This is a genomic window from Asanoa ferruginea, assembly GCF_003387075.1.
GTDB classification, from domain to species: Bacteria; Actinomycetota; Actinomycetes; order Mycobacteriales; family Micromonosporaceae; genus Asanoa; species Asanoa ferruginea.
Window position 1 is genome coordinate 2,368,349 of sequence record NZ_QUMQ01000001.1, and the last position, 21,341, is coordinate 2,389,689.

Genomic DNA, 21,341 nt, shown 5'->3' on the forward strand with positions numbered 1-21,341 from the left:
TCTAAGCGTTTCTAGGGTCTTTCCTAGATCGACCGATACGGTCATCGACATGGATCCGGTGCGCAACCCCTACGCACCCGGCGCCGGCCAGCGGCCTCCGGAGCTGGCCGGGCGCGACCGCGAGCTCGACGTCTTCGACGTGGTGCTGGAGCGGGTCGCCCGCGGCCGCCCGGAGCGCAGCCTGGTGCTGACCGGCCTGCGCGGGGTCGGCAAGACGGTGCTGCTCAACGCGCTGCGTTCGCAGGCGATCGGCCGGCTCTGGGGCACCGGCAAGATCGAGGCCCGGCCCGACCAGTCGCTGCGCCGCCCGGTCGCGGCCGCGCTGCACATGGCCGTCCGTGAGCTGGCGCCGCGGCATCGCGCGCCCGACCGCATCGACGACTTCCTCGGCGTTCTCAAGGCGTTCGCCCTGCGCGCCAACCAGGCCAACGCCAAGTTGCGCGACCGCTGGCAACCCGGCATCGACGTGCCGGCCAAGTCCGGGCGGGCCGACTCCGGCGACATCGAGATCGACCTGGTCGAGCTGTTCACCGACGCCGCCGCCATCGCCACCGACGTCGGCACCGGCATCGCGCTGTTCATCGACGAGATGCAGGACGTGCCCGGCGACGACGTCTCCGCGCTGTGCGCCGCCTGCCACGAGTTGTCGCAGCTCGGCGCGCCGCTGATCGTGGTCGGCGCCGGCCTGCCACACCTGCCCGCCGTGCTGTCGGCGGCCAAGTCCTACTCGGAGCGGCTGTTCCGTTACCAGCGGATCGACCGGCTCGACCGGATCGCGGCCGACCAGGCACTGTGTGCGCCGGCGGAGCGCGAAGAGGTGGAATACGAGCCCAAGGCGCTCGACCTGCTCTACGACAAGTCGGGTGGATACCCCTATTTCGTGCAGGCCTACGGCAAGGCGACCTGGGACCACGCCCCGCGTACCCCGATCACCGCAGACGACGTGCGGGTCGCCGCACCCGAGGCCGAGGCCGAGTTGGCGGTCGGCTTCTTCGGCTCCCGCTTCGAGCGCGCGACACCGGCCGAACGCGAATACATGCGGGCGATGGCGGGACTGTCCACGACTGATGACATGGACACCGCGGTGGCCACGGCCGACGTCGCCCAGTCGCTCGGCCGCCGCCCGGCCAGCCTGTCACCGGCCCGCGACGCGCTCATCAAGAAGGGCCTCATCTATTCGGGCGAGCGCGGCACGGTCGCTTTCACCGTCCCCCACTTCGGACGGTATCTGCGCACGCAGCCGTGAGTCGCACCGTTTGGGGGATACGGCGGCCTCCGACGGGGTAAGAGTTAAGCCATGAGTCCCGTACGCACGGTCGCGCGCCTGTTCCTCAGCACGATCTTCGTCGTCAGCGGCGCCCGCTCCGTGGCCCGGCCGACGGCGTTCGTGCCCAGGGCCCAGAAGGTGACCGAGAAGGTCGGCCCGCTGTTCGAGAAGACCCACCCGAGCCTGCCGACCGACGCCGAGACGCTGGTGCGGCTCAACGGCGCGGCCCAGGTCGTGGCCGGTCTCCTGCTCGCGACCGGGCGACTCACCCGGCCGGCGGCGGCCGTGCTGGCCAGCACCCTGGTGCCGACCACGCTGGCGGCGCATCCCTTCTGGACGGTCAAAGACCCGATGGAGCGGCGCCACCAGGAGACGCACTTCATGAAGAACCTGGGGCTCTTCGGTGGGCTGCTGCTCGCCGCGAGCGACACCCAGGGCCGGCCGGGCCTGGCCTGGCGGGCCAGCCACTACGCCGGGCACAGCAAGCACGCACTCGAACACGGCCGGCACAACCTGGACCACGGCCTGCACCAGCTCGGGCACAGCGGCGAGTCGGTGCGCCGAGCGGCCCGCACGGCCCGACGCGAGGCGAAGATCGCCTACCGCGCCGCAGCCGTCGGGCGGAAGTTACCGAGCTGAATCAGACAGTAACGACCTGATACGTATGAACCAGTCGCCGTGCGTTAACGTGGACGAAATGTCGCGAACTAGTGTGGGATCGGACACGGTCAGATAACGCCACGGGTGACGAAAGACGGGCCCCTCTAGGCTCGATGACGGACCTGGACGGCACGTTACAAAGGGTACGGGGGTGGCCACGCCATGCCGGCGACCGTCGGTAGACGGATGGACCGCCTCGTCCAGACAAGCAGTCCCGTCCGTGGGATCTATCGTCGAAACGTCGTACGCGTGGGCATCATCGCCGCCGCGTTCGTCACGGCCTGGTACGCGATTGGTGCGTTCGGCAGGCCGTACAACTTCTTCGACATGAAGATCTACCACGGCGCGGCTGTCTGGTGGGCGAGCGGACACGATCTATACGCATACGCTGCGCCGGACACAGGGCTCGGGTTCACCTACCCACCCTTTGCCGGCGTGCTGATGCTGCCGATGTCGCGGGTGCCGTTCGCGGCCGCAGCGTGGATCAACGTGGTGGCGAGCCTGCTCGCCCTCGCGGTGGTGATGTGGGCGCTGCTCGGCCCGATCTCCCGGCGTTATGGCTGGTCGCGCTGGTTCGCGGTGGGCCTGGCGGTGCCGATCGCGGCCGCCATCGAGCCGGTCCGCGAAACGCTCGGCTACGGCCAGATCAACCTGCTGCTGTTCCTGCTGATCATGGCCGACATGGTCGCGCTGCGCTGGCGCGCAAGGGCCAGCGCGGGCTTCGCACCGACCGGCGGCGCCCTGGTCCGCTTCATCCGCAGCGGCTCCTGGGCCGGCGTGGGCATCGGCCTGGCCGCGTCGATCAAGCTGACGCCCGCACTGTTCGTGGTCTACCTCCTGGTCACCAAGCAGTGGCGGGCCGCGACCACGGCGGTGGCGACGGCGATCGCCGTCTCGGCGGGCACGTTCCTGGTGGCCGGCCGCGACTCGTCGGCCTACTTCCTCCGGGTGATCTGGGAAACCGAACGCGTCGGCGCCGCCGACATGACGCCCAACCAGTCCCTGGCCGGCGTCCTGGCGCGCCTCTACGACACGCCCGAGGCACCAACGCTGCTCTGGCTCTCGTTCGCGCTGCTGGTCTTCGCCCTGGGCCTGTCGCGGGCCGCCCGCGCCCACGCCGACGGCGACGAACTGACCGCGTTCACCCTGGTCGGCCTGACCGCCAACGTGATCAGCCCGATCTCCTGGAGCCACCACCTGGTCTTCGTGATCCCGGCGATCCTGGTCCTGGCCGACGCCGCGATGCGCCGCCGAGACGCGAGCCGAGGCCTGGAAAGCAGCCGCCGGCTGACCCGCCGCGGCCTGACCCCGAGCGCCGGCATGGGCGGCCTGGCACCGCTACGCACCCCGATCTGGTTCCCAGCACTGACCGGGTTGCGCCACGCGAGCGCCGCGATCTTCGTCTACCTGTTGTTCCTGATCAGCCCGATCTGGCCCTACGAGCACCAACTCCCGGAGTACTCCCACTACGAGGACGGCCTCTGGGGCGCCCTGATGGAAAACTCCCTGGCGCTCGCCCTGATCATCCTGGTCGCCACCCTGCCGTGGCGCCCGGGCGCGGAACCGGCCTTCTACCCGGAACGAATCCGCTTCGACCGCAGGGCCATCCAACAGCGATAAACAGATCATCCCGGGCCCGTCGGGGGCGCGACCGTCGCTCCCGCCGGGCACCGCGAATTCGAACTTCAGGAACCAAGTCCGGGGCAGGTCCCGGGCCCGTCAGGGGCACGACCGTCGCTCCCGCCGGGCACCGCTCGCTTCGCTTCGCTGCCAGGTCCGCGATGGGTCACGCTCCCTTTAGGGACAGTTGACCCATTCCTCGGTGCCGTCACCGAAGACCTGCCGCTTCCAGATCGGTAAGCGGGCCTTGGCCTCGTCGACCAAGCGGCCGCAGGCGGCGAACGCGGCGCCGCGGTGGGCGGTGCTGACCGCTGCCACCAGTGCCACGTCGCCGATCTTCAGGGAGCCGACTCGGTGTGACACAGCGACGGCGTACACCTCGGGGTCCTTGGCGATTTCCGCGGCGACCTCGCGCAGCACGTCGATCGCTGACGGGTGGCCCTCGTAGTCGAGCGACAGCACCGACCGGCCGCCGTCGTGGTCGCGGACCACGCCCTGGAAGGACACCACCGCGCCCGCCCGGGGGTCGGCCACGGCCGCTTCGTGTGCGGCGAGGTCGAGTGGCTCCGAGGTCACGGTGACGATCACGGGCGTTCTCCTGGGAGTAGCGGCAACGGTACGAACGGTACCCGCGCGCCCACCTCGCCGGAGGTGCCCGGCGCGATCGCCGCGAAGCCGTGTGCCCTCGCCAGCCCCCGCAGCATCGCCGAACCGACGTGCCGCACCGGCCGCGCCGACCCCGTGGTGGCATCGACGTGCACCAGCGCGAGATGTGTGTAGTCACCCCGCCCCGGCACCGGCTCGGCCAGCACGACCGTCCCCAGCGTCGGCATCGGCCGCCCGCGCAACCCGGCGAGCAGCGGCTCCACCAGCGAGGCGAGCGCCACCAGCGCCGACTGCGGGTTGCCGGGCAGCCCGGCGATGAACCGGGCCCGCCCGTCGTCGCCGGTGATCCGGGCGACCAGCATCGGGAAGCCGGGACGCACCGCGACGGTGTTGACCAGATAGGACGCACCGAGCGCGGCGAGAGCGGGGTGCAGGTGGTCGACCGGCCCGTGCATGGTGCCGCCGGTGGTGCAGACCAGGTCGCTCTCCGCGAGCGCCGAACGGATCGCGGCCACGTGCGCCTCGAGGGTGTCTTCGACCGGGCCGACCACGGCCCCGGGAGCCACCGCACAGCCGTAGCGGCGGAGCAGGGCGGGCACGTTCGGGCCGAGCGCGTCGCGGACCCGACCGTCGCCGGGCGGCCCCTGGGTGAGCAGTTCGTCGCCGAAGATCCGCAGAGCGGCACGCGGGCGCGGGTGCACGGCGAGCTTGTCGTAGCCGCAGGACGCCGCGAGCCCGAGCACCCCTGGGTCGACCGGCGTGCCCGCTGGGACGAGCAGTTCGCCGACCTCGGCCTCCTCACCGGTCCGGCGCCACTCGACCGTCTCGCGTAACTGCCCGGTGACCCGGCCGTCGGCGGTGCGGGTCGACTCTTCGACCCGGAGCACGGCGTCGGCACCGGTTGGCAGCATCCCGCCGGTGGCGATCTCAACCGCGGTGCCGTCTTCGCGCAGCGGCTCGGGGGAGTTGCCAGCGAGCACCTTGCCGACCAGCGTCCACGGCGCCGGGCCGCGGACGGCGTAGCCATCCACACTCGACGTCGGGAAGGCCGGCAGCGCGGTCAGCGTGACCAGGTCATGCGCGAGGGTCAGCCCGTCGGCGTGGTCGACCAGCACGTCGACCGGGGGCAGCAGGGCCGCGCGACCGGCCTCGTACATCAACGTGCGGGCCCGGTCCCAGGCGGTCGGAGCGGTGGTCGCGACGGTTTCGGCGGTCACCCTGCGAGCCTATCGCCGATCATGGCGGCCGGACCGGTCCGCCGGGCATGCCCCGGTAGGCGGTGCCCTGTGCGGGCAGGGTCAATCCGACCTAGATGTCGGAGCCGGGGTGATCTCCGCCGCGGAGCTGGTCGACGGCGTGCACCAGGATCGGGCCGAGCACGGCGAGGCCGTCGCGGGCGCCGCCCTTCGAGCCGGGCAGGTTGATCACCAGCGTGCGGCCGGCTACGCCGGCGACCCCGCGGGACAGCGCCGCGGCCGGGATCTTGTCGCGGCTGTGCGCCCGGATCGCCTCGGCGATGCCCGGCACCTCGTAGTCGAGCAGCACCTTGGTCACCTCGGGCGTCTGGTCGGTCGGATTGATGCCGGTGCCACCGCTGGTGACCACCACCTCGATGCCTTCGGCGATCGACATCCGCAACGCCTGGGCGACCGGCTCGCCGTCGGGCACCACGATCGGGTCGCCGACCTCGCAGCCGATCTCGCGCAGGCCGTCGACCAGGATCGGCCCGCTGGTGTCGGCGTAGACGCCGGCGGCGGCCCGGTTGGACGCCACGATGACGCGGGCCCTGATCACTGCTCGCCCTCCCTGGTCCACAGGCCGGTCTTGCCACCTTCTTTGCGCAGCACCCGTACGTCGGTGATGGACGCGGCCGGGTCAACGGCCTTGACCATGTCGACCAGCGCCAGACCGGCGGTGGCGACGGCGGTCAGGGCCTCCATCTCGACGCCGGTGCGGTCGGCCGTGCGGGTCACGGCGGTGATCTCGACGGTCGTCTCGCCGAGCGCGAAGTCGACGGTCACGCCGGTCAGCGCGATGGGGTGGCAGAGCGGCACGATGTCAGGCGTCTTCTTGGCGCCCATGATGCCGGCGATCCGGGCCACCGCCAGCGCGTCGCCCTTGGGCAGGCCGTCGCGGCGGAGCAGATCGATCACTTCGGCGGTGGTGCGGAGCTGGCCGGCGGCGGTGGCGCGCCGGGCGGAGACGTCTTTCGCGGAGACATCGACCATGCGGGCCGCCCCGCTCTCGTCGACATGCGTCAGGTTGGTCTCAGCCACGCTCTGAGCCTATCGGTGCCAGCCCGACACCGTGCGGCACGGACGCTTCCCTGCTCAGTTATATCGAACTCGTAGTATCGCACAAATTTTGTCCGCCTCTTACACGGTTTGCTTAATGCATCAGGGAATGGGGCACGCGGCTATTCGTGACTGCCACATGGTGCATGGCCTGTCGACCGACCGGCTACGCAGAGTGGCACTTCGATGTGTTGACGCAGGCAATTCATCCGGGCTTATGGGGGTTTGTCGAAGTATGCAGATGCGGAGCGTTGACATAAGTCACGTGACCGGGGGTGGTCCCTTACCGCTTCTGGTCAGACAATATCGGGGGCGGCCCATTGCCCACGCACCGCACACAATCGCTGACCGCACGCGCACTCTCGCTTTCGGACAAGCCTTCGGACCGAATAGTACAAACCGCACTTGGGCGAATGCGCTGCGCATTCATGTGAGAACAGATCGTGACAAATCCTCGTATGGTTAGCGAATGCTGCTCATATCGACATTTCTCGGTTCAAATCCTGCGAATCACAACCTACGCTGATCGCAACACCGGAACAAGCCGGCAGACGAGAGCGGAGCGGGCCATGCGCAGTGGCGAGTGGGGCTGAGCCCAGAAACAAATAGGTCACGGTCCGGTATGCTGACGTCACTCGTGCGCGTCACTCCGATGGGGATCGATTGACCGACGAACAGAAGGCACACCACAACGCGACCGATCGGCAGCTACGGCTGCTCGTCGGTCTCGTGGTGTTTGTGGCATTAGTCGCGCTCATTTTCTCGATCCACGCCATCGCGACCGGCCTCGTCAACACGCCGCCGCTGGTGGCGATTGCCGCGCTCGCCCTCGCTGCCACCGCGTCGACCAGCGCCGTGGTCAACGTGCGGGTGAACGCCACCAAGTTCGGCCAATCGTGGACCGACATCGTCATCCTCGTCGCGCTCACCGTCATGCCGCCTCCTTGGGTGGTCGTGAGCACGGCCGTCGGCATCGTGATCGGCCGGTTCCTGGCTCGAGTAAGCCCCCTCAAGGTGGCCTTCGGCACCGGCAAGGACACTATTTGCGCGGCAGCCGGCGGACTTGTCGCATATGCAACGGGCGCACATTTCGTTCAAGGTGAGCCGCAATTCCATCTCACCACGCTGTTTCTCATGCTCCTGGCGGTGACATTCACCGACGAGTTGCTTATCAACCCGGTCATCTCGTTGGCGACGCAGACGCCATTGAGTCAACAGATCCGCCGGCATCTCGACATCCGCCTCGGATTCCTCGCCGCCCGCCTGATCGTCGCGTTCTTTGTCGTCTGGCTGCTGTCGGTCAACCACGATGCGCAGCTGCTACTTGTGGTTCCGTTGCTCATCTTGACCATGCACCTCTGGTACCTCTCGCGGATCCGTAAACGCGACGAACGCATTTCCTGGCAAGGCCTCGCCACCTCCGCAGAAGCGCTTAACGACGTCGACCTCGATCGCGTCATGGCGGTCGCGGTCGAATGGGCGCCCAGTCTTTTCTCCGCTGACAGTGCGGAGGTCGAGGTCTTCCACACCGATCAACCCAAGGTGGTCCGCGGCACTGCGGGCAAAGTCGCCCTCGAGGGGGCGTGGCCAGCCGACGCGTTCGTAATAACGACCGTGCTGGAAGGGCGCACAGACCGGCGTCCGATCGGTGAGTTCCGGCTCCGGTTCCGCGGCCCGGTCACCCTCAACGAGATGGAGAACTACAAGCTCCGCACGTTCGCATCGGCGTTGAACACAGCCCTCCACAACGCGACGGCCTACGCCGAACTCGAACGCATCGCGATCGTGCACGCGCACGACGCCGCGCATGACGCGCTTACCGGGCTGGCCAACCGCCGGCAACTGATCGACCAGGGCCAGAAGAAGATCGCCGAAGGCCACTCCGACGGTGTTATCGCGCTCCTGCTGCTCGACCTCAACCACTTCAAGGAAGTCAACGACACGCTTGGCCACGCCGCCGGCGACCAGGTATTGAAGGTGGTGGCCGACCGCCTCAAGAGCGCCGCGCGACCGGCCGACCTCGTGTCCCGCCTCGGTGGTGACGAGTTCGCGGTGTTGCTGACCGGCCTGCCGGCGCCGGCCGTCGCCACACACCGGTCCGAGGGTCTGATCGCCGTGCTGCACGAGTCGATCGAGGTCGAGGGCATGCAGATCAGCGTCGAGGCCAGTGGTGGCATCGCGACGGCGCCGAGCACCGGTGGCATCGCTGAGTTGTTGCGCCGGGCCGACGTCGCGATGTACCAGGCCAAGCGCTCCGGCCAGCGGATCGCCACCTACTCGCACGCCCGCGACACCGCTGACATCGGGCGCTTCGCGATCACCGGCAGCATGTCGAGCGCGGTCGCTGACGGCACGCTCACCGTCGACTTTCAGCCGATCGTCGACCTGGCCAACGGTGAGGTGCTCGCCGCCGAGGCGCTGGCCCGCTGGCACCACCCCGACCACGGCACCGTCGACCCCTTGCGGTTCCTGGAGACGGTCGAGCGCAGCGGGCTGTTGCCGGCGTTCGCCGAGGCCGTTCTCGATCAAGCGCTGCTCGCCTGCGTCTCGTGGCGGGAGGCCGGCTTCGACCTGCCCGTCGCGGTCAACGTCGCACCCCGCAGCCTGCTCGACCCGCGCTTCCCGGGCTCGGTGATGACCCGGCTGCGCACCCACGACCTGCCGCCCGACCGGCTCATCCTGGAGCTCACCGAGACGCTGACGATCAGCCAGCTCGAGGTCGTCGACCAGGTCCTCGGCCGGTTCCGCGACGAGGGCGTCCGGCTCGCGCTCGACGACTTCGGCACCGGCTACTCGTCGCTGTCGGTGTTGTCGCGGATCCCCGTGCACGAGCTGAAGATCGACAGCGAGTTCGTCACCGCGATGGAAACCTCGCCGGAGGCGGGCGCGGTCATCCGGTCCACCGTCGATCTCGGCCGCAGCCTCAACCTCGCGGTGGTGGCCGAGGGCGTCGACAGCGAGCCGCAGCGCCGCGCGCTCTGGGAGATGGGCTGCACCGCCGGCCAGGGGCACCTGTTCGCCCGGCCGATGACCGCCGCCCGGCTGCTCGCGGCGCTGCACCGCGGCTCCGGCGGCCGGCCGGGGATGCTAGCGCCGGCCCTGCACGACGAGGGCGCGGTGATCCGGCTCAGCCCGCACCGGCGACCGGTGCCACGACAGCGCAGCGAGCGTTTGCCACACTTGGGCGGATGATCCCCTGGTCTCGGCTCGACCGGGCGGCCGGCGGCCTGGCGTTCGACCTCGGGCTCTACACGCTGTCCGCCGGCTTCGCCGTGGTCACCGCGTTGACCTCCACGCTGTTGCCACACCGGGCCTGGGGTGCCGTCGCGGCCGTTGGCTACGCCGTCGCGGCGGTCGCCGTGCTGGTGCAGTGGCTGGCCGGCAACCGCGACCCGCGACTGCGGGCGGCGATCACCGGTGTCGCCTGGGTCGCGACCGCCTGGGTGCCGATGCTGATCCAGTGCGTCGAGCGGGCGGGCGGCCGCACCGACCGGGCGCAGGAAGAGGTGCTGGTCGTCGAAGACGGCGGCATCCGGCTGCTGCACCACGGCACGCCCTACCTCTCCGACGGCACGATCGCCGGGCTGCCCGCCGACGAACGGTTGCTCGGCTACCTCCCGTACCAACCAGGCATGGCGCTCTTCGGTCTGCCCCGCGCGATCGCGGGGAGCGCCTGGTGGACGGACGCCCGGATCTGGTTCCTGGTGGTCACCGTGGCCGCGCTCGCGATCGCGATCGCGCTGGTCCGCGGCCCGCACCTGCTGCGCGCCGTGCAGCTCACCACGGTGCTGCCGATCTGCGCGCTGGCCATCGCGACCGGTGGCGATGACATTCCGGTGCTCGCGCTCTGCCTGCTGTCGCTGGCGTTGTGCGCGCGAGAGCGGTGGGCCTGGGCCGGTGTCGTCGCGGGGCTGGCCGGCGCGCTCAAGCTGTTCGCGCTGCCGATCGTGGTGGTGCTGCTGATCCACGCGCTGACCCGGCGGCGCCTGCGTCCGTTCGCGCTCGGCGCGCTCGGCCTGCCGGTGCTCGCGCTCGTGCCGCCGTTGCTGCGTGACCCGGGCGCCCTGGTCGACAACGTGATCGGCTTCCCGCTCGGGCACGGGGTCGTGAGCAGCCCGGCGGCGTCGCCGTTTCCCGGGCAGCTGATCGCTTCCGGCCTGCCCGGTGGGCGGCTGATCGCCGCCGGCCTACTCGGGCTCGCCGGGGTGGTGATCGCGGTCTGGATCATCCGTCGCCCACCGCGGACCGCGGCCGCCGTTTCATTGATCAGCGGGTACGGGCTGCTGGCGGCGATCCTGTTGATGCCGTCGACCCGGTTCGGCTACCTGCTCTACCCGATCGCCCTGCTGGCCTGGGCGCCCGCGTTGCGGGATGCGGCCGCTCCGGCACCGCGCGATCGGGTGGAAGAGGCGACGGACGGGCGCGCGACGGCGTACACCTGAATGGGTGGAGGGCTCGTTCCGTGACCGGGCATCGGCCGGCTTGGCTTTGGCCGAGGGATTGGCCGGCTACGCGTGGCGGCCCGAGGTCGTCGTTCTCGGGTTGGTGCGTGGCGGCATGCCGGTCGCCGCGGCGGTGGCCGCGCGGCTGGGTGTCGCGCTCGACGTGCTGGTCATCCGCAAGCTCGGCGTGCCCTGGGCGCCCGAGGTCGCGTTCGGTGCGCTGGGGCCGGGCGGTGTCGCGGTGCGCAACGACGACGTGGCCGCACGGCTCGAGCAGCCCGACATCGAGCGGGTGCTGGCGCGAGAGGAAGCGGAGTTGGCGCGGCGCGAGGAGCGTTACCGGGCCGGCCGGCCGCCGCTGACGTTGCGCGGCAAGGTCGCGGTGCTGGTCGACGACGGCCTGGCGACCGGCGCCACGGCGCGGGCGGCGGTCGCGGTGGCCCGCGCGCTCGATGCGGCACGGGTGGTGCTCGCCGTTCCGGTCGGCTCGGCGCGGGCGCTATCGGCACTGACACCGCTGGTCGACGAGCTGGTCTGTCCGGTGCGGCCGGAGCCGTTCGGTGCGGTGAGCCAGTTCTACGACGACTTCCACCAGGTCACCGACGGCGAGGTGGCGGCCGCGCTGCGCTCGGGCGACGTGCATCCACCCGGTACCGTCTAGTGATGCAGATGACCTGTCCGAAGTGTCGTGGCGAGATGCGAACCTACGAGCGCAGCGGCGTCACCGTCGACCAGTGCACCGAGTGCCGTGGAATTTTCCTCGACCGCGGTGAGCTCGAGAAGCTCTTCGAGGCCGAGGCCAACTGGAACCGTCAGCAATCCGCACCTGGCGTGCCGGGCCAGCCGGTGGCGCCTGGTTACGCGCCTCCGCCGCCGCCCCCGCCGGGTGGGCACGGGCAGCCCGGTTATGGCCAGCCGAGCCACATGCCGCCGCCCCCGCCGGCGCATTACCCGCCGCAGCCGGCCTATGGGCAGCACGGCGGACAATACGGCTACCACGGCCACTACCGTCACAAGAAGCACAAGGGTTTCCTGGGCGAACTGTTCGACTGACCGGCGATGCGCATGCGGGGGCCCGGTGGCCGATTGTCGGCTGCCGGGCCCCGCGTCGCGTGAGATCGTCTAGTTATGACGGCACCCGCTGGCGCGCTCGGCGACGCTTACGACGCGGTCACTGCGACGGTGTTGCCGCTGACCGACGACGACCTGCTGCATGCGACCCGCTGTCGCGGCTGGGTGGTCGCCGATGTGCTGCTCCACCTGCTCGAAGACGCGCGGCGGGCGCTGGTGGCCTTCGTCAGCGCGGTGCCCGGTCCGTCTGATGTAGACCACGTGAGCTACTGGACGGGTGACGCCGTGGCCGGTCGACACAGTGCGTGGTTGACCCGGCGGGCGGCGAGTGCGTTCGAGCGGCCGTCGTCGATCGTGGCGCTGTGGGCCGAAACCGCGCCGGCGGCCGCGCGGGCGGCGGCCGCGGCCGACCCGGCGGCGTTCGTCGCGACCCAGGGGCACGTGCTGGCCGTGCCCGACTTCATCGCGACGCTGGTCACCGAGGCGGTCGTGCACCATCTCGATCTGAGCGTCGCGCTGCCGGCGCCGCCGGCACCACCCGCTTCCGCGCTCGCCGTCGCCGTGTCCACGATGGACGGTTTGCTCAGCGACGAGGTGGTCCGGCCGGCGACCTGGTCACCGACGGACTTTCTGCTCAAGGCCAGCGGCCGGGAGTCGTTGACGCAGCGCGATCGGCTCGCACTGGGCGAGGCGGCGGGCTGGTTTCCCCTTTTGTCCTAAATGGCCATGTCGACGAAGCGCGACAGGTGGAGCTGGGCGGCCACGGTGACCGTGTCGGTGGGACCGTTTCGGTGCTTGGCCACGATGAAGTCAGCCTCACCGGCCCGCGGCGACTCTTTGTCGTAGTAGTCGTCGCGGTGCAACAGGATGACGACGTCGGCGTCTTGCTCGATCGAATTGTGGACCGCGATGCCGTTGGCGACGAAGTTATGCGCCCCGGCGACGGTGGCGTCGTAGACGGCCTCAACCCCGTCGGGCTCGATGGACACAATCTCGTCCCAGGTGACGTCATTGGTGGCGAGCATGTCGAGGTCGTTGTCGTGGAGGATCGCCGCGGCCCGAGCGATCCGGTCCCGGGACGGGGCGTGCTTCCACATGGTGCTCCCGGAGAACTTGGTCCCCATCGAGGCGGCGAACTGCCGGTGGGTCATGCGGCGCTCCGAGAGGACGTCGCGCACGCGCTCCCAGACGACTGCCGGGATGGTGTCAACGTTGGTGTTGGCCTTAACCCCTTGCAAGCGTTGACGGAGTAGTTCGGCCGCCTCCCCGCGCTTGCCGTTGACCCCGATGACCCGGCAGAAAGCCTCCTGGTCGCCGGCACTGGTGATGTGCAGTTGGTAGCCGTCGCGGTAGCCGGTCTTCCGGGTCGTCTTGATCCGTGTCTGGATGCCGAACCGCCACAGGAGGCGGGCCACGTCGTCCACCAGCCGGCGGCTGGTGGATGCGTAGTAGACCCGGCCGATCGGGCCTTTCCCCGTGAGCGGTCGGATCCAGACCGATCCGTCCGTTGCCCACAGGTGCCGTAGGAACAGGGCGATCTGGTCTTTGGGGAGACTGAACACCTCCGCCGGCACGAACTTTTCGTGGCTGCGCTTCCCGAATAGCCCTAGCGAGTCGACCCACACGGCAACGGGGTTGCGCTTGCCGTGCGTCAACCGGTAGGGGGCGACCAGCCGCAACGTGGCGCACCGGGCCTGCGCGTAGTCGTCGCGTGCCGCCGTGATCCCGAAGAACGTGGCGGCATCACGGACCGCCTCGAGGTTGGCTTCGTCAATGCTGGCGTATCGGATCGACTGCCGGGGCAGCATTGAGCCGTCGCCGAGCAGGTGCGCCAGCAGGATGACTTGCCGGTCGTCCCACGTGGTGACCTGTTCGGGCGCGCACACGTGCCGTGGTGCGGCGATCCGGCCGCCGACCGTCAGTTCACCGAGCGGGGTCCAGCCTTCGTAGGTGAGGAACGGGTGGTTGGCGGTGGCGCGAACTTCCCGCCCGGACGCCAGCCGCAGCCGAAAAACCGGCTTCTCCCCAGTGCTGAACACGTGCGTCAGGTGCCGGCGCACATACTTGAGTCGGTCATCCAGCGCCCACACCGGCACGTCACGGGCGCCGGTGTTGAACAACTCACCCATGGTGGTCTCGGCGCCGGTGTCAGCACGCAGCACCCGGGTTTCAGCGGTCAGGCACCCGGACTCGCGCAGGTCGGACAGCTGCGGGCGTTTATCGGTGCGCTGTTCCGGGCCGCGGTTGAGCTGTGACACGGCGATGACCGGGCACTCGACCTCTTTGGCGAGCAGCTTGAGGCCACGGGACAGCTCGGCGACCTCTTGCTGGCGGCTCTCGGTGCGCTTGGGCGAGCTCATCAGTTGCAGGTAGTCGACGACGATCATCTTGAGGTCGTGGCGCTGCTTGAGTCGGCGCGCCTTGGCCCGGATCTCCATCAGGTTCATGTTGGGCGTGTCGTCGACGAACAGCGGCGCCTCGCTGATCTCGCCCATCCGGCGCGCCAGCTTGGTCCAGTCGTCGTCGGAGAGTTGCCCTGATCGCAGGACATGCAGCGGCACCCGCGCCTCGGCCGAGAGCAGTCGCATGACGATCTCGACCTTGCTCATTTCGAGCGAGAAGATGGCGCTCGCGCAGTTGTGCCGGATAGCCGCATTCCGGGCAAAGTCCATGGACGCGGTGCTCTTACCGAGACCCGGCCTTCCCGCCACGATGATCAATTGGCCGGGGTGGAGGCCGTTGAGCAGGCGGTCGAGATCGGTGAAACCGGTGGGCACGCCGGTCATCACGCCGCCCTGGGCGCCGACCGCTTCGATCTCGTCGAGCGTGGGCTGGAGCATGTCGGCGAGGATCGCGAAGTCTTCGCTGACCCGCTTCTCGGTCACGTCGTAGATGGCCTGCTGCGCGAGGTCGACCACGTCGTCGACGTCGCGGCCACCGCCGTTGGCGGAGCCGTAGCCCAGTTGGACGATCCGCGTGCCGGCCTCGACCAGGCGGCGCAGCACGGCGCGCTCGGCGACGATCCGCGCGTAGTAGCCGGCGTTGGCCGCCGTCGGCACGCTGGCCATCAGCGTCTGGAGGTAGGGCGCGCCGCCGATCCGCATCAGGTCGCCGGAGTCGGCCAGCGAGGCCGACACGGTCACCGCGTCGGCGGGCTCGCCGCGGCCGTAGAGGTCGAGGATCGCGTCGAAGACGGTCGCGTGGATCGGGCGGTAGAAGTCGCCGGTCTTGAGGATCTCGATGACGTCGGCGATCGCGTCCTTGGAGAGCAGCATGCCGCCCAGGACGCTCTGCTCAGCGGCGACATCCTGCGGCGGCGTCTTGTCGTAGCCACCGTCGCGCTGTGGAGGGGGACCATCTTGCGGCGGCCCGGGTGGGCGGCCGCCGCGCACGTCGTCGGTGATCGACACGGTGGCCCCCTCTCGTACGGTTGTACTATAACCGACAGTTGATCGGCGGACCCCCGACACGACCGGGGGATGTCGCGCCGTTTCTTCTAGGACCGAACGGCAACCTTATGAGCCCGTTGTCCACCAGCGCAAAGAGCCACGTGGACGAACCTTTGGACAACCTGTGGAAAGCAGGCCAGAGGGTGTGCGTGAACCTGTGCACAGCTTGTGCATGACCACAGTGAATCCTTGCGCGGCACCCTCCTGACGTGCGGTTCCTTAGTCCCCAGCGTGTGGAGGAAAGAAATACGTCCACACCAGGACCAGCGACCCCTCTCTGGGTCGACTACCATCGACGCGTCCGTGGATTTGGTCTTGTCGACACGGACGATTGCGATCCGATATCAGGAAGGTCACGCTCCGGCTGTGGACTATCGGGATTGGGCGCGCGGCGACGACACCCCGGTGACGTCGCCCAGGTCGCGCTCGCCCAGGTCCGAGGATCGGCCGCGCCGCACCGGCGCCCGGCGGGGCGTCAAGCCACCGGCCGCCGAGCCCAACCCGGACGCGATCTCGCAGTGGGACCCGCTCGGTGCGACCGGCGGCGAGCTCGCGGCGATCCAGCAGATCGAAGACACCGCGTCGTTGAAGCTGCCCAAAAACTTCTGGCAGGACGAGCCCGGCGACGACGGTGACATGGTCATCGTTCCGACCGGCGGCGACCGCCGGGTCCGTGGTGGTCGTGACCGGGATGAAGTCGACGACTATGACGACATCGAGTTGTCCAGCGGTGGTCGGCGTCGGCGGGACGAGGTCTCTGACTCACACGTCCGTCGTAGCCGCGTCTCACCGGACGAGATCGAGCTTTCGAGCGGCGCACGGCGCCGCCGAGACGACATTTCGGACTCGCGCGCGGGTCGCGACTGGGACGAGCCCGGCGAGATCGAGCTGTCCAGCGGGGCCCGACGTCGCCGAGACGACATTTCGGACTCCCGTGCCGGCCGAGGCCGATCCGACGACGTCGAGCTGACCAGCGGTGGTCGCCGTCGTTACGACGACTCTGACGAGATCGAGTTGTCCAGTGGCGGGCGGCGGCAGCGCGACGACGTCGGCGACTCGCGCGCTCGGCGGAGTTGGAACGACGGGCCTGCCGACGAGCTGACCCGCGGTGCCGCCTCCGTGCCTGTCGACAGGCGCCGCGGCCGCCGCGATGACTCGGCGGACATTGAGGCGTCCGGCGCGATCGAGGTGCCCGTTCGCGGGCGGCGTGGCCGGCGGGCCGAGCCTGTCGAGACCGAGCCGGTCAGCCGCGGGCGGCGCCACCTGGACGATGTCGAGACCGACGCCCCTGCCCCGCGCGGTCGCCGAGGCTGGCAGGACGAGGTGACCGACACCGAGCTGCCCAGCGTCGGCTACGCGGCGACGGGCACCGCCGAAGTGCCGACTCGTGGCCGCCGCAGCCGGCGTGACGAGGCCACCGACACCGCGCCGGTCAGTCGCGGCCGACGCCGGCGGCAGGACGAGGCCGACGCCGGTGTCTCGCGGAGTTGGCAGACCGAGCAGACGGATACGGAACTGCCGGGCATCACCCGCCGCGAAGACACCGGCACCATCCAGGTTCCGCTGCGCGGACGGCGCGACAGCTATTCCGACAGCGACCCGAGCAGCAGTTGGCACGGCGAGCCCGCCGACCCGCCGGTTTCCCGCGGCCGCCGAGCCCGGCACGGCGACACCGACGCACCCGAGCGCAGCCGGCCAAGCTGGAACGACGACCCGATCGAGGTCGACCTGCCCGGCACCCCGACCCGCGCCCGCCGAGGCCGCGACGACGAAGTCGACGCACCGAGTCGGGGCCGCCGCGCATACCGCGACGAATCGGATGCTTTGGACTCGACCGGTGTTGGGCGGCGCAGCCGCCGTGGCGACCCGGACGCCCTCGACTCGACCGGGGTCGGCCGGCGCGCTTACGGCGACGAGTCCGACGCGCTCGATTCGACCGGCGCCGGACGCGGCCGGCGGCGCGACGACCCCGACGCGATCGGGTCCACCGGCGTCGGCCGCCGCGACCCAGGCGCACTCGACTCAACTAGTGCGGGCCGCCGCACATACCGCGACGAACCCGACGCACTCGACTCGACCAGCGCCGGACGGCGCGACCGGCGGGACGACCCGGACGCGGTCGGCTCCACCGGCATCGGCCGCCGCACCTACCGCGACGAACCCGACGCACTCGACTCGACCAGCGCCGGACGGCGCGACCGGCGCGACGACCCCGACGCGGTCGGCTCCACCGGCATCGGCCGCCGCACCTACCGCGACGAACCCGACGCACTCGACTCGACCAGCGCCGGACGACGCAGCCGGCGCGACGAAACGGATGCGGTCGGCTCGGCCGGCGTTGGCCGGCGCACCTACCGCGACGAACCCGACGCACTCGACTCCACCGGCGCGGGACGACGCAGCCGGCGCGACGACCCCGACGCGGTCGGCTCGACCGGCGTTGGGCGCCGCACCTACCGCGACGAACCCGACGCACTCGACTCCACCGGCGCCGGGCGGCGCAGCCGGCGCGACGACCCTGACGCGGTCGGGTCGACCGGCGTTGGCCGGCGCATCTTCGGCGACGAACCCGACGCGCTCGACTCGACCGGCGCGGGCCGGCGCGCCCGGCGCGACGAACCGGACGCCCCGGGCTCGACCGGTGTAGCGCGCCGCGCCTATCGCGGCTCGCCTGACGCCCTCGACTCGACCAGCGCCGGACGACGCAGCCGCCGCGACGAAGCCGACGCCCCCGGTTCGACCGGCGCCGGACGGCGTGGGCGGCACGACGAAACGGATGCGGTCGGCTCGACCGGAGTCGGGCGTCGGGGTCGGCATGACGAGATCGCCCCCGGAGAGCAGACCGGTCACGGGCGGAGCCGGCACGCGGAGCCCGAACCGTCCAGGCGGGGCCGAGGCGACGAGATCGATCCAGCCGCCCGCGATTGGCGTGACGGCACTCGCGGTGGCGACGTGCCGGCGCAGCGTCGACGGACTCCTGGCGACGGTCCTGACCTGCCCAGCCGCGGACGCCGCGCCGAGCCGGACGACCAGGACCTGGGCGAACCGCCCGTCCGTGGTCGCGGTGGGCGGCGCGCGGAGCCTGAGCCGGGCGAGCGGCCCGGTCGCGGCGGGGAGCGTGGGTCGTGGGCGGGCGAGCCTGACTCGGACCGTTGGCGGCACCCGGACATGACCGGCGAGTGGTCGCGGCGCGCGATGGCGCCGATCGAGCAACCGCCGGAACCGCGCGACGATCGCCCGGGCCAGGATGCTGGGCGGCGTGGTCGGCGGGATGCCTCCCGCGACGCGGCCGATGGGGTCGCCGACACCGGGAGCCGGCGGATCGATGAGCCGGGCGGGCGGCGCGCTCCTGCGCAGCGTCCGGGTGACCGGCGCGACGACGACCCCGGCACCGGGTCGTGGGAGCGGATGACTGACACGGGTCAATACGACCCCACGACGACGACCGGCGAGTGGGACCGGCTTGTCGGCAGCATCGATGAAGAGGCTGAGGAGAAGTTCGACGCGTTCTGGTCGGGGCATCGGCTTTCCGGTGACGACCCGCGGTGGGTGCCGACGCCGGCTACGGCGCCGCGGTCGCCTGCGGTCGGGCTGCCTGAGCCGCGCCGGCCGGAACCCGAAAGTTATGCCGAGCCGCCGCGCCGGGGGCGGTCGGCCGCCGAGGAAGCGGCGCTTGCCCGTGCGGCGATGCCGCCCGCGCTCGACGCGACCGACCCTGGCTGGGGCGCCCCGGCCCGCACCGCGCCGCGCGGCGAGCCGGCACCGGTCCGGTCCGCACCCGCGGCCCGTACGCAGGTGCCGCCGCGGCGGCGGTCGCGTTGGGAGCAGGACGAGTTCGAGCAGCTCGACAACGCTGACAACGGTGGGTTCCTGGCGGCGGTGCTTTACGCGGCCGCCTGGTACGCCGTACCCGTGCTGGCGTTTGGTCTCTGGTTGATGACCCTGCCTGCGGTTGCCACCGACGACTGTGTCAGTGATGTGACCGGCGGTGGGTGTGATTCGCCGCGGGCGCAGGCGCTGGCTGGGTTGCTGTCGGGTGTGCCGACGTTTGGCATCGCGCTCGGGGTCACGCTGATCGCGGCCATTCTTTTGCGCTGGCTCGGCCATAGTTGGCGTGCCGGCAGTGTCGGCCTGGCCGCGGCGGTGGTCGGCGGTGGCATGGCGGCCGTGCTCAACAGCGTGTTCAGCGGCCAACCGCTCGGCTGACGCACGAAGGGCGCCGCACCGTGACCGGTGCGACGCCCTTTCGCGGGTGTTGCCTTACTTGCTGCGGTTGACGTTCACGTCGAACGTGGCCGTCACCTCAGGGTGCAGCTTGACCTTCACCGGGTAGCTGCCGGTCGACTTGATGTGACCGGGCAGCTCGAGCCGGCGGCGGTCGAGCGACGGGCCACCAGCGGCCTTGACCGCGTCGACGATCTCGACCGGGGTGACCGAGCCGAACAGGCGGCCACCGTCGCCGGCGCGCACCTGCATGCTGACCTTGAGGCCTTCGAGCTGGGCCTTGACCTCGTTGGCGTGGCCGAGGTCGCGGATCTCGCGAGCACCGCGGGCCCGCTTGATGTTGGTGACCTCTTTCTCCGCGCCCTTGCTCCAGCGGATGCCGAAGCCCTGGGGGAGGAGATAGTTGCGGCCGTAGCCGTCCTTGACGTCGACCACGTCGCCGGGTGTGCCGAGGCCGGACACCTCCTGAGTCAGGATGACCTTCATTTCGGTGCCTCCTCTCAGCGAGCCGTGGTCGTGTAGGGCAGGAGCGCCATCTCGCGCGCGTTCTTCACGGCGCGTGCGATCTGACGCTGCTGCTGCGAGGTCACCCCGGTGACCCGGCGGGCACGGATCTTGCCCCGGTCGGAGATGAACTTGCGCAGCAGCGCGGTGTCTTTGTAGTCGATGTAGGTGATCCCGTCCTTGTCGAGCGGGTTCACCTTCTTCTTCGGCTTGCGTAGCGCGGCAGCCTTAGCCATTGCTCGTGCTCCTGGTGATTCTGATTAGAACGGGGGCTCGTCGTCGGAGAAACTGCTCGACCGGCCCGAACCGCCGCCGGAGGAGGCGCCTGCCGGCGCGGCCGTCGCCCAGGGGTCGTCGAAGTTGTTGCCTCCGCCGCCACCCTGGCCGCCGCCACCGCCGGAGCCAAAGCCGCCACCACCACCGCCACTGGAGCGCGACATCTTCTGCACCTTCGCCGTGGCGTAGCGCAGGGATGGGCCGATCTCGTCGACCTCGAGCTCGATGACGGTGCGCTTCTCACCCTCGCGGGTCTCGTAGGACCGCTGCTTGAGCCGGCCCGACACGATGACGCGAGCGCCCCGCTGCAGCGACTCGGCGACGTTTTCGGCCGCCTGACGCCACACGGTGCAGGAAAGGAAGAGCGGCTCGCCGTCCTTCCACTCGTTGGTCGAGCGGTCCATGATCCGCGGGGTTGAAGCCACGCGGAACTTGGCGACCGCCGCACCCGACGGGGTGAAGCGCAACTCGGGGTCGTCGGTCAGGTTGCCGATGACCGTGATCGTGGTGTCTCCTGCCATGACCGTCTCCTCGTGCACTCATTCGAGTCTCTGCCGACAGGCTGCCAGAGCCGTACGACAGAGTTGGTGAGGCTTTGTTCGGGCTGATCTGGTCCGAAGTGCGCTTAGCGCGTCTCGGGCCGGATGACCTTGGTGCGCAGCACCGACTCGTTGAGTCGCAGCTGACGGTCCAGCTCAGCCACCGCCGCAGGCTCCGCCTGCAGGTCGATGACGGCGTAGATGCCCTCGGCCTTCTTGTTGATCTCGAACGAGAGCCGCCGGCGGCCCCACACATCGAGCTTCTCCACCGAGCCACCCGCGGTCCGAATCACATTGAGGTATGTGTCGAGAGACGGGGCGACGGTGCGTTCCTCGAGAGAGGGATCGAGGATCACCATAACTTCGTAATGACGCAAGACGTGCTCACC

Annotated in this window: 18 protein-coding genes; 9 read left to right on the forward strand and 9 right to left on the reverse strand. The window is 70.2% G+C overall.

Translation table 11 applies throughout. From position 1 onward, the window contains the following. The first annotated feature begins 49 nt into the window (after positions 1–49). From DFJ67_RS11330 to DFJ67_RS11340, 3 genes are all read left to right on the forward strand, one after another. Positions 50–1,246, forward strand: coding sequence for an ATP-binding protein (locus tag DFJ67_RS11330; RefSeq protein ID WP_116067847.1), 1,197 nt, complete (start codon positions 50–52; stop codon positions 1,244–1,246). Positions 1,247–1,297: 51 nt separating this feature from the next. Next, complete coding sequence (locus DFJ67_RS11335) at positions 1,298–1,906, forward strand: DoxX family protein (protein ID WP_116067848.1); 609 nt, start codon at positions 1,298–1,300, stop codon at positions 1,904–1,906. A 183-nt stretch (positions 1,907–2,089) separates the two neighbouring features. Then, on the forward strand, positions 2,090–3,547 hold the full coding sequence (locus DFJ67_RS11340; RefSeq protein WP_116067849.1) for a glycosyltransferase 87 family protein: 1,458 nt from the start codon (positions 2,090–2,092) through the stop codon (positions 3,545–3,547). A gap of 177 nt (positions 3,548–3,724) precedes the next feature. Here the strand turns inward: DFJ67_RS11340 and DFJ67_RS11345 are convergent, their stop codons facing one another. The 4 genes from DFJ67_RS11345 to moaC form a co-directional block, all read right to left on the reverse strand. Continuing rightward, on the reverse strand, positions 3,725–4,135 hold the full coding sequence (locus DFJ67_RS11345) for a molybdenum cofactor biosynthesis protein MoaE (RefSeq protein WP_116067850.1): 411 nt from the start codon (positions 4,133–4,135) through the stop codon (positions 3,725–3,727). Continuing rightward, on the reverse strand, positions 4,132–5,310 hold the full coding sequence (locus DFJ67_RS11350) for a molybdopterin molybdotransferase MoeA (RefSeq protein ID WP_116076044.1): 1,179 nt from the start codon (positions 5,308–5,310) through the stop codon (positions 4,132–4,134). Before DFJ67_RS11350 ends, DFJ67_RS11345 begins: the two co-directional genes overlap by 4 nt. A gap of 151 nt (positions 5,311–5,461) precedes the next feature. After that, the gene (locus DFJ67_RS11355; protein WP_116067851.1) at positions 5,462–5,947 is read right to left on the reverse strand and encodes a MogA/MoaB family molybdenum cofactor biosynthesis protein; all 486 of its coding nucleotides are present in this window, start codon (positions 5,945–5,947) and stop codon (positions 5,462–5,464) included. Beyond that, on the reverse strand, positions 5,944–6,429 hold the full coding sequence (moaC, locus tag DFJ67_RS11360; RefSeq protein ID WP_275407638.1) for a cyclic pyranopterin monophosphate synthase MoaC: 486 nt from the start codon (positions 6,427–6,429) through the stop codon (positions 5,944–5,946). Before moaC ends, DFJ67_RS11355 begins: the two co-directional genes overlap by 4 nt. A 681-nt stretch (positions 6,430–7,110) precedes the next feature. On the opposite strand from moaC, the gene DFJ67_RS11365 reads away from it, so the two are divergent. The 5 genes from DFJ67_RS11365 to DFJ67_RS11385 all read left to right on the forward strand — a co-directional run bounded on the left by DFJ67_RS11365 (position 7,111) and on the right by DFJ67_RS11385 (position 12,680). Next, positions 7,111–9,639, forward strand: a complete 2,529-nt coding sequence (locus tag DFJ67_RS11365) for a putative bifunctional diguanylate cyclase/phosphodiesterase (RefSeq protein ID WP_203783297.1) — start codon at positions 7,111–7,113, stop codon at positions 9,637–9,639. Beyond that, on the forward strand, positions 9,636–10,889 hold the full coding sequence (locus DFJ67_RS11370; protein ID WP_116067852.1) for a glycosyltransferase family 87 protein: 1,254 nt from the start codon (positions 9,636–9,638) through the stop codon (positions 10,887–10,889). Before DFJ67_RS11365 ends, DFJ67_RS11370 begins: the two co-directional genes overlap by 4 nt. Before the next feature lie 4 nt (positions 10,890–10,893). Next, positions 10,894–11,550, forward strand: a complete 657-nt coding sequence (locus DFJ67_RS11375) for a phosphoribosyltransferase (RefSeq protein ID WP_239097048.1) — start codon at positions 10,894–10,896, stop codon at positions 11,548–11,550. Further along, the gene (locus tag DFJ67_RS11380; protein WP_116067854.1) at positions 11,550–11,942 is read left to right on the forward strand and encodes a TFIIB-type zinc ribbon-containing protein; all 393 of its coding nucleotides are present in this window, start codon (positions 11,550–11,552) and stop codon (positions 11,940–11,942) included. Before DFJ67_RS11375 ends, DFJ67_RS11380 begins: the two co-directional genes overlap by 1 nt. A 75-nt stretch (positions 11,943–12,017) precedes the next feature. Continuing rightward, complete coding sequence (locus DFJ67_RS11385) at positions 12,018–12,680, forward strand: maleylpyruvate isomerase N-terminal domain-containing protein (protein ID WP_116067855.1); 663 nt, start codon at positions 12,018–12,020, stop codon at positions 12,678–12,680. Here DFJ67_RS11385 and DFJ67_RS11390 read toward each other — a convergent pair. Continuing rightward, positions 12,677–15,352, reverse strand: coding sequence for a replicative DNA helicase (locus DFJ67_RS11390; RefSeq protein WP_203783314.1), 2,676 nt, complete (start codon positions 15,350–15,352; stop codon positions 12,677–12,679). The two genes, DFJ67_RS11385 and DFJ67_RS11390, sit on opposite strands and share 4 nt — an antisense overlap. Before the next feature lie 423 nt (positions 15,353–15,775). Here DFJ67_RS11390 and DFJ67_RS11395 point away from each other — a divergent pair, with 423 nt between their 5' ends. Next, complete coding sequence (locus DFJ67_RS11395) at positions 15,776–19,615, forward strand: hypothetical protein (RefSeq protein ID WP_116067857.1); 3,840 nt, start codon at positions 15,776–15,778, stop codon at positions 19,613–19,615. 54 nt (positions 19,616–19,669) lie between these two features. Here DFJ67_RS11395 and rplI read toward each other — a convergent pair whose 3' ends face one another. From rplI to rpsF, 4 genes are all read right to left on the reverse strand, one after another. Continuing rightward, positions 19,670–20,119, reverse strand: coding sequence for a 50S ribosomal protein L9 (rplI, locus tag DFJ67_RS11400; RefSeq protein ID WP_116067858.1), 450 nt, complete (start codon positions 20,117–20,119; stop codon positions 19,670–19,672). 14 nt (positions 20,120–20,133) lie between these two features. After that, positions 20,134–20,373: a 30S ribosomal protein S18 gene (rpsR, locus tag DFJ67_RS11405; RefSeq protein WP_091551811.1), complete on the reverse strand. Its 240-nt coding sequence runs from the start codon at positions 20,371–20,373 to the stop codon at positions 20,134–20,136. A 24-nt stretch (positions 20,374–20,397) separates the two neighbouring features. Beyond that, the gene (locus DFJ67_RS11410) at positions 20,398–20,952 is read right to left on the reverse strand and encodes a single-stranded DNA-binding protein (RefSeq protein WP_203783304.1); all 555 of its coding nucleotides are present in this window, start codon (positions 20,950–20,952) and stop codon (positions 20,398–20,400) included. An 86-nt stretch (positions 20,953–21,038) separates the two neighbouring features. Next, positions 21,039–21,329: a 30S ribosomal protein S6 gene (rpsF, locus tag DFJ67_RS11415; RefSeq protein WP_089250289.1), complete on the reverse strand. Its 291-nt coding sequence runs from the start codon at positions 21,327–21,329 to the stop codon at positions 21,039–21,041. Between the last annotated feature and the right edge of the window lie 12 nt (positions 21,330–21,341).

Coding starts and splice junctions, on each gene's coding strand:
- DFJ67_RS11340 (WP_116067849.1), top strand. CDS start 2,090: ATGCCGGCGACCGTCGGTAGACGGATGGACCGCCTCGTCCAGACAAGC.
- rplI (WP_116067858.1), bottom strand. CDS start 20,119: ATGAAGGTCATCCTGACTCAGGAGGTGTCCGGCCTCGGCACACCCGGC.
- rpsR (WP_091551811.1), bottom strand. CDS start 20,373: ATGGCTAAGGCTGCCGCGCTACGCAAGCCGAAGAAGAAGGTGAACCCG.
- DFJ67_RS11370 (WP_116067852.1), top strand. CDS start 9,636: ATGATCCCCTGGTCTCGGCTCGACCGGGCGGCCGGCGGCCTGGCGTTC.
- DFJ67_RS11385 (WP_116067855.1), top strand. CDS start 12,018: ATGACGGCACCCGCTGGCGCGCTCGGCGACGCTTACGACGCGGTCACT.
- DFJ67_RS11335 (WP_116067848.1), top strand. CDS start 1,298: ATGAGTCCCGTACGCACGGTCGCGCGCCTGTTCCTCAGCACGATCTTC.
- DFJ67_RS11330 (WP_116067847.1), top strand. CDS start 50: ATGGATCCGGTGCGCAACCCCTACGCACCCGGCGCCGGCCAGCGGCCT.
- DFJ67_RS11350 (WP_116076044.1), bottom strand. CDS start 5,310: ATGTACGAGGCCGGTCGCGCGGCCCTGCTGCCCCCGGTCGACGTGCTG.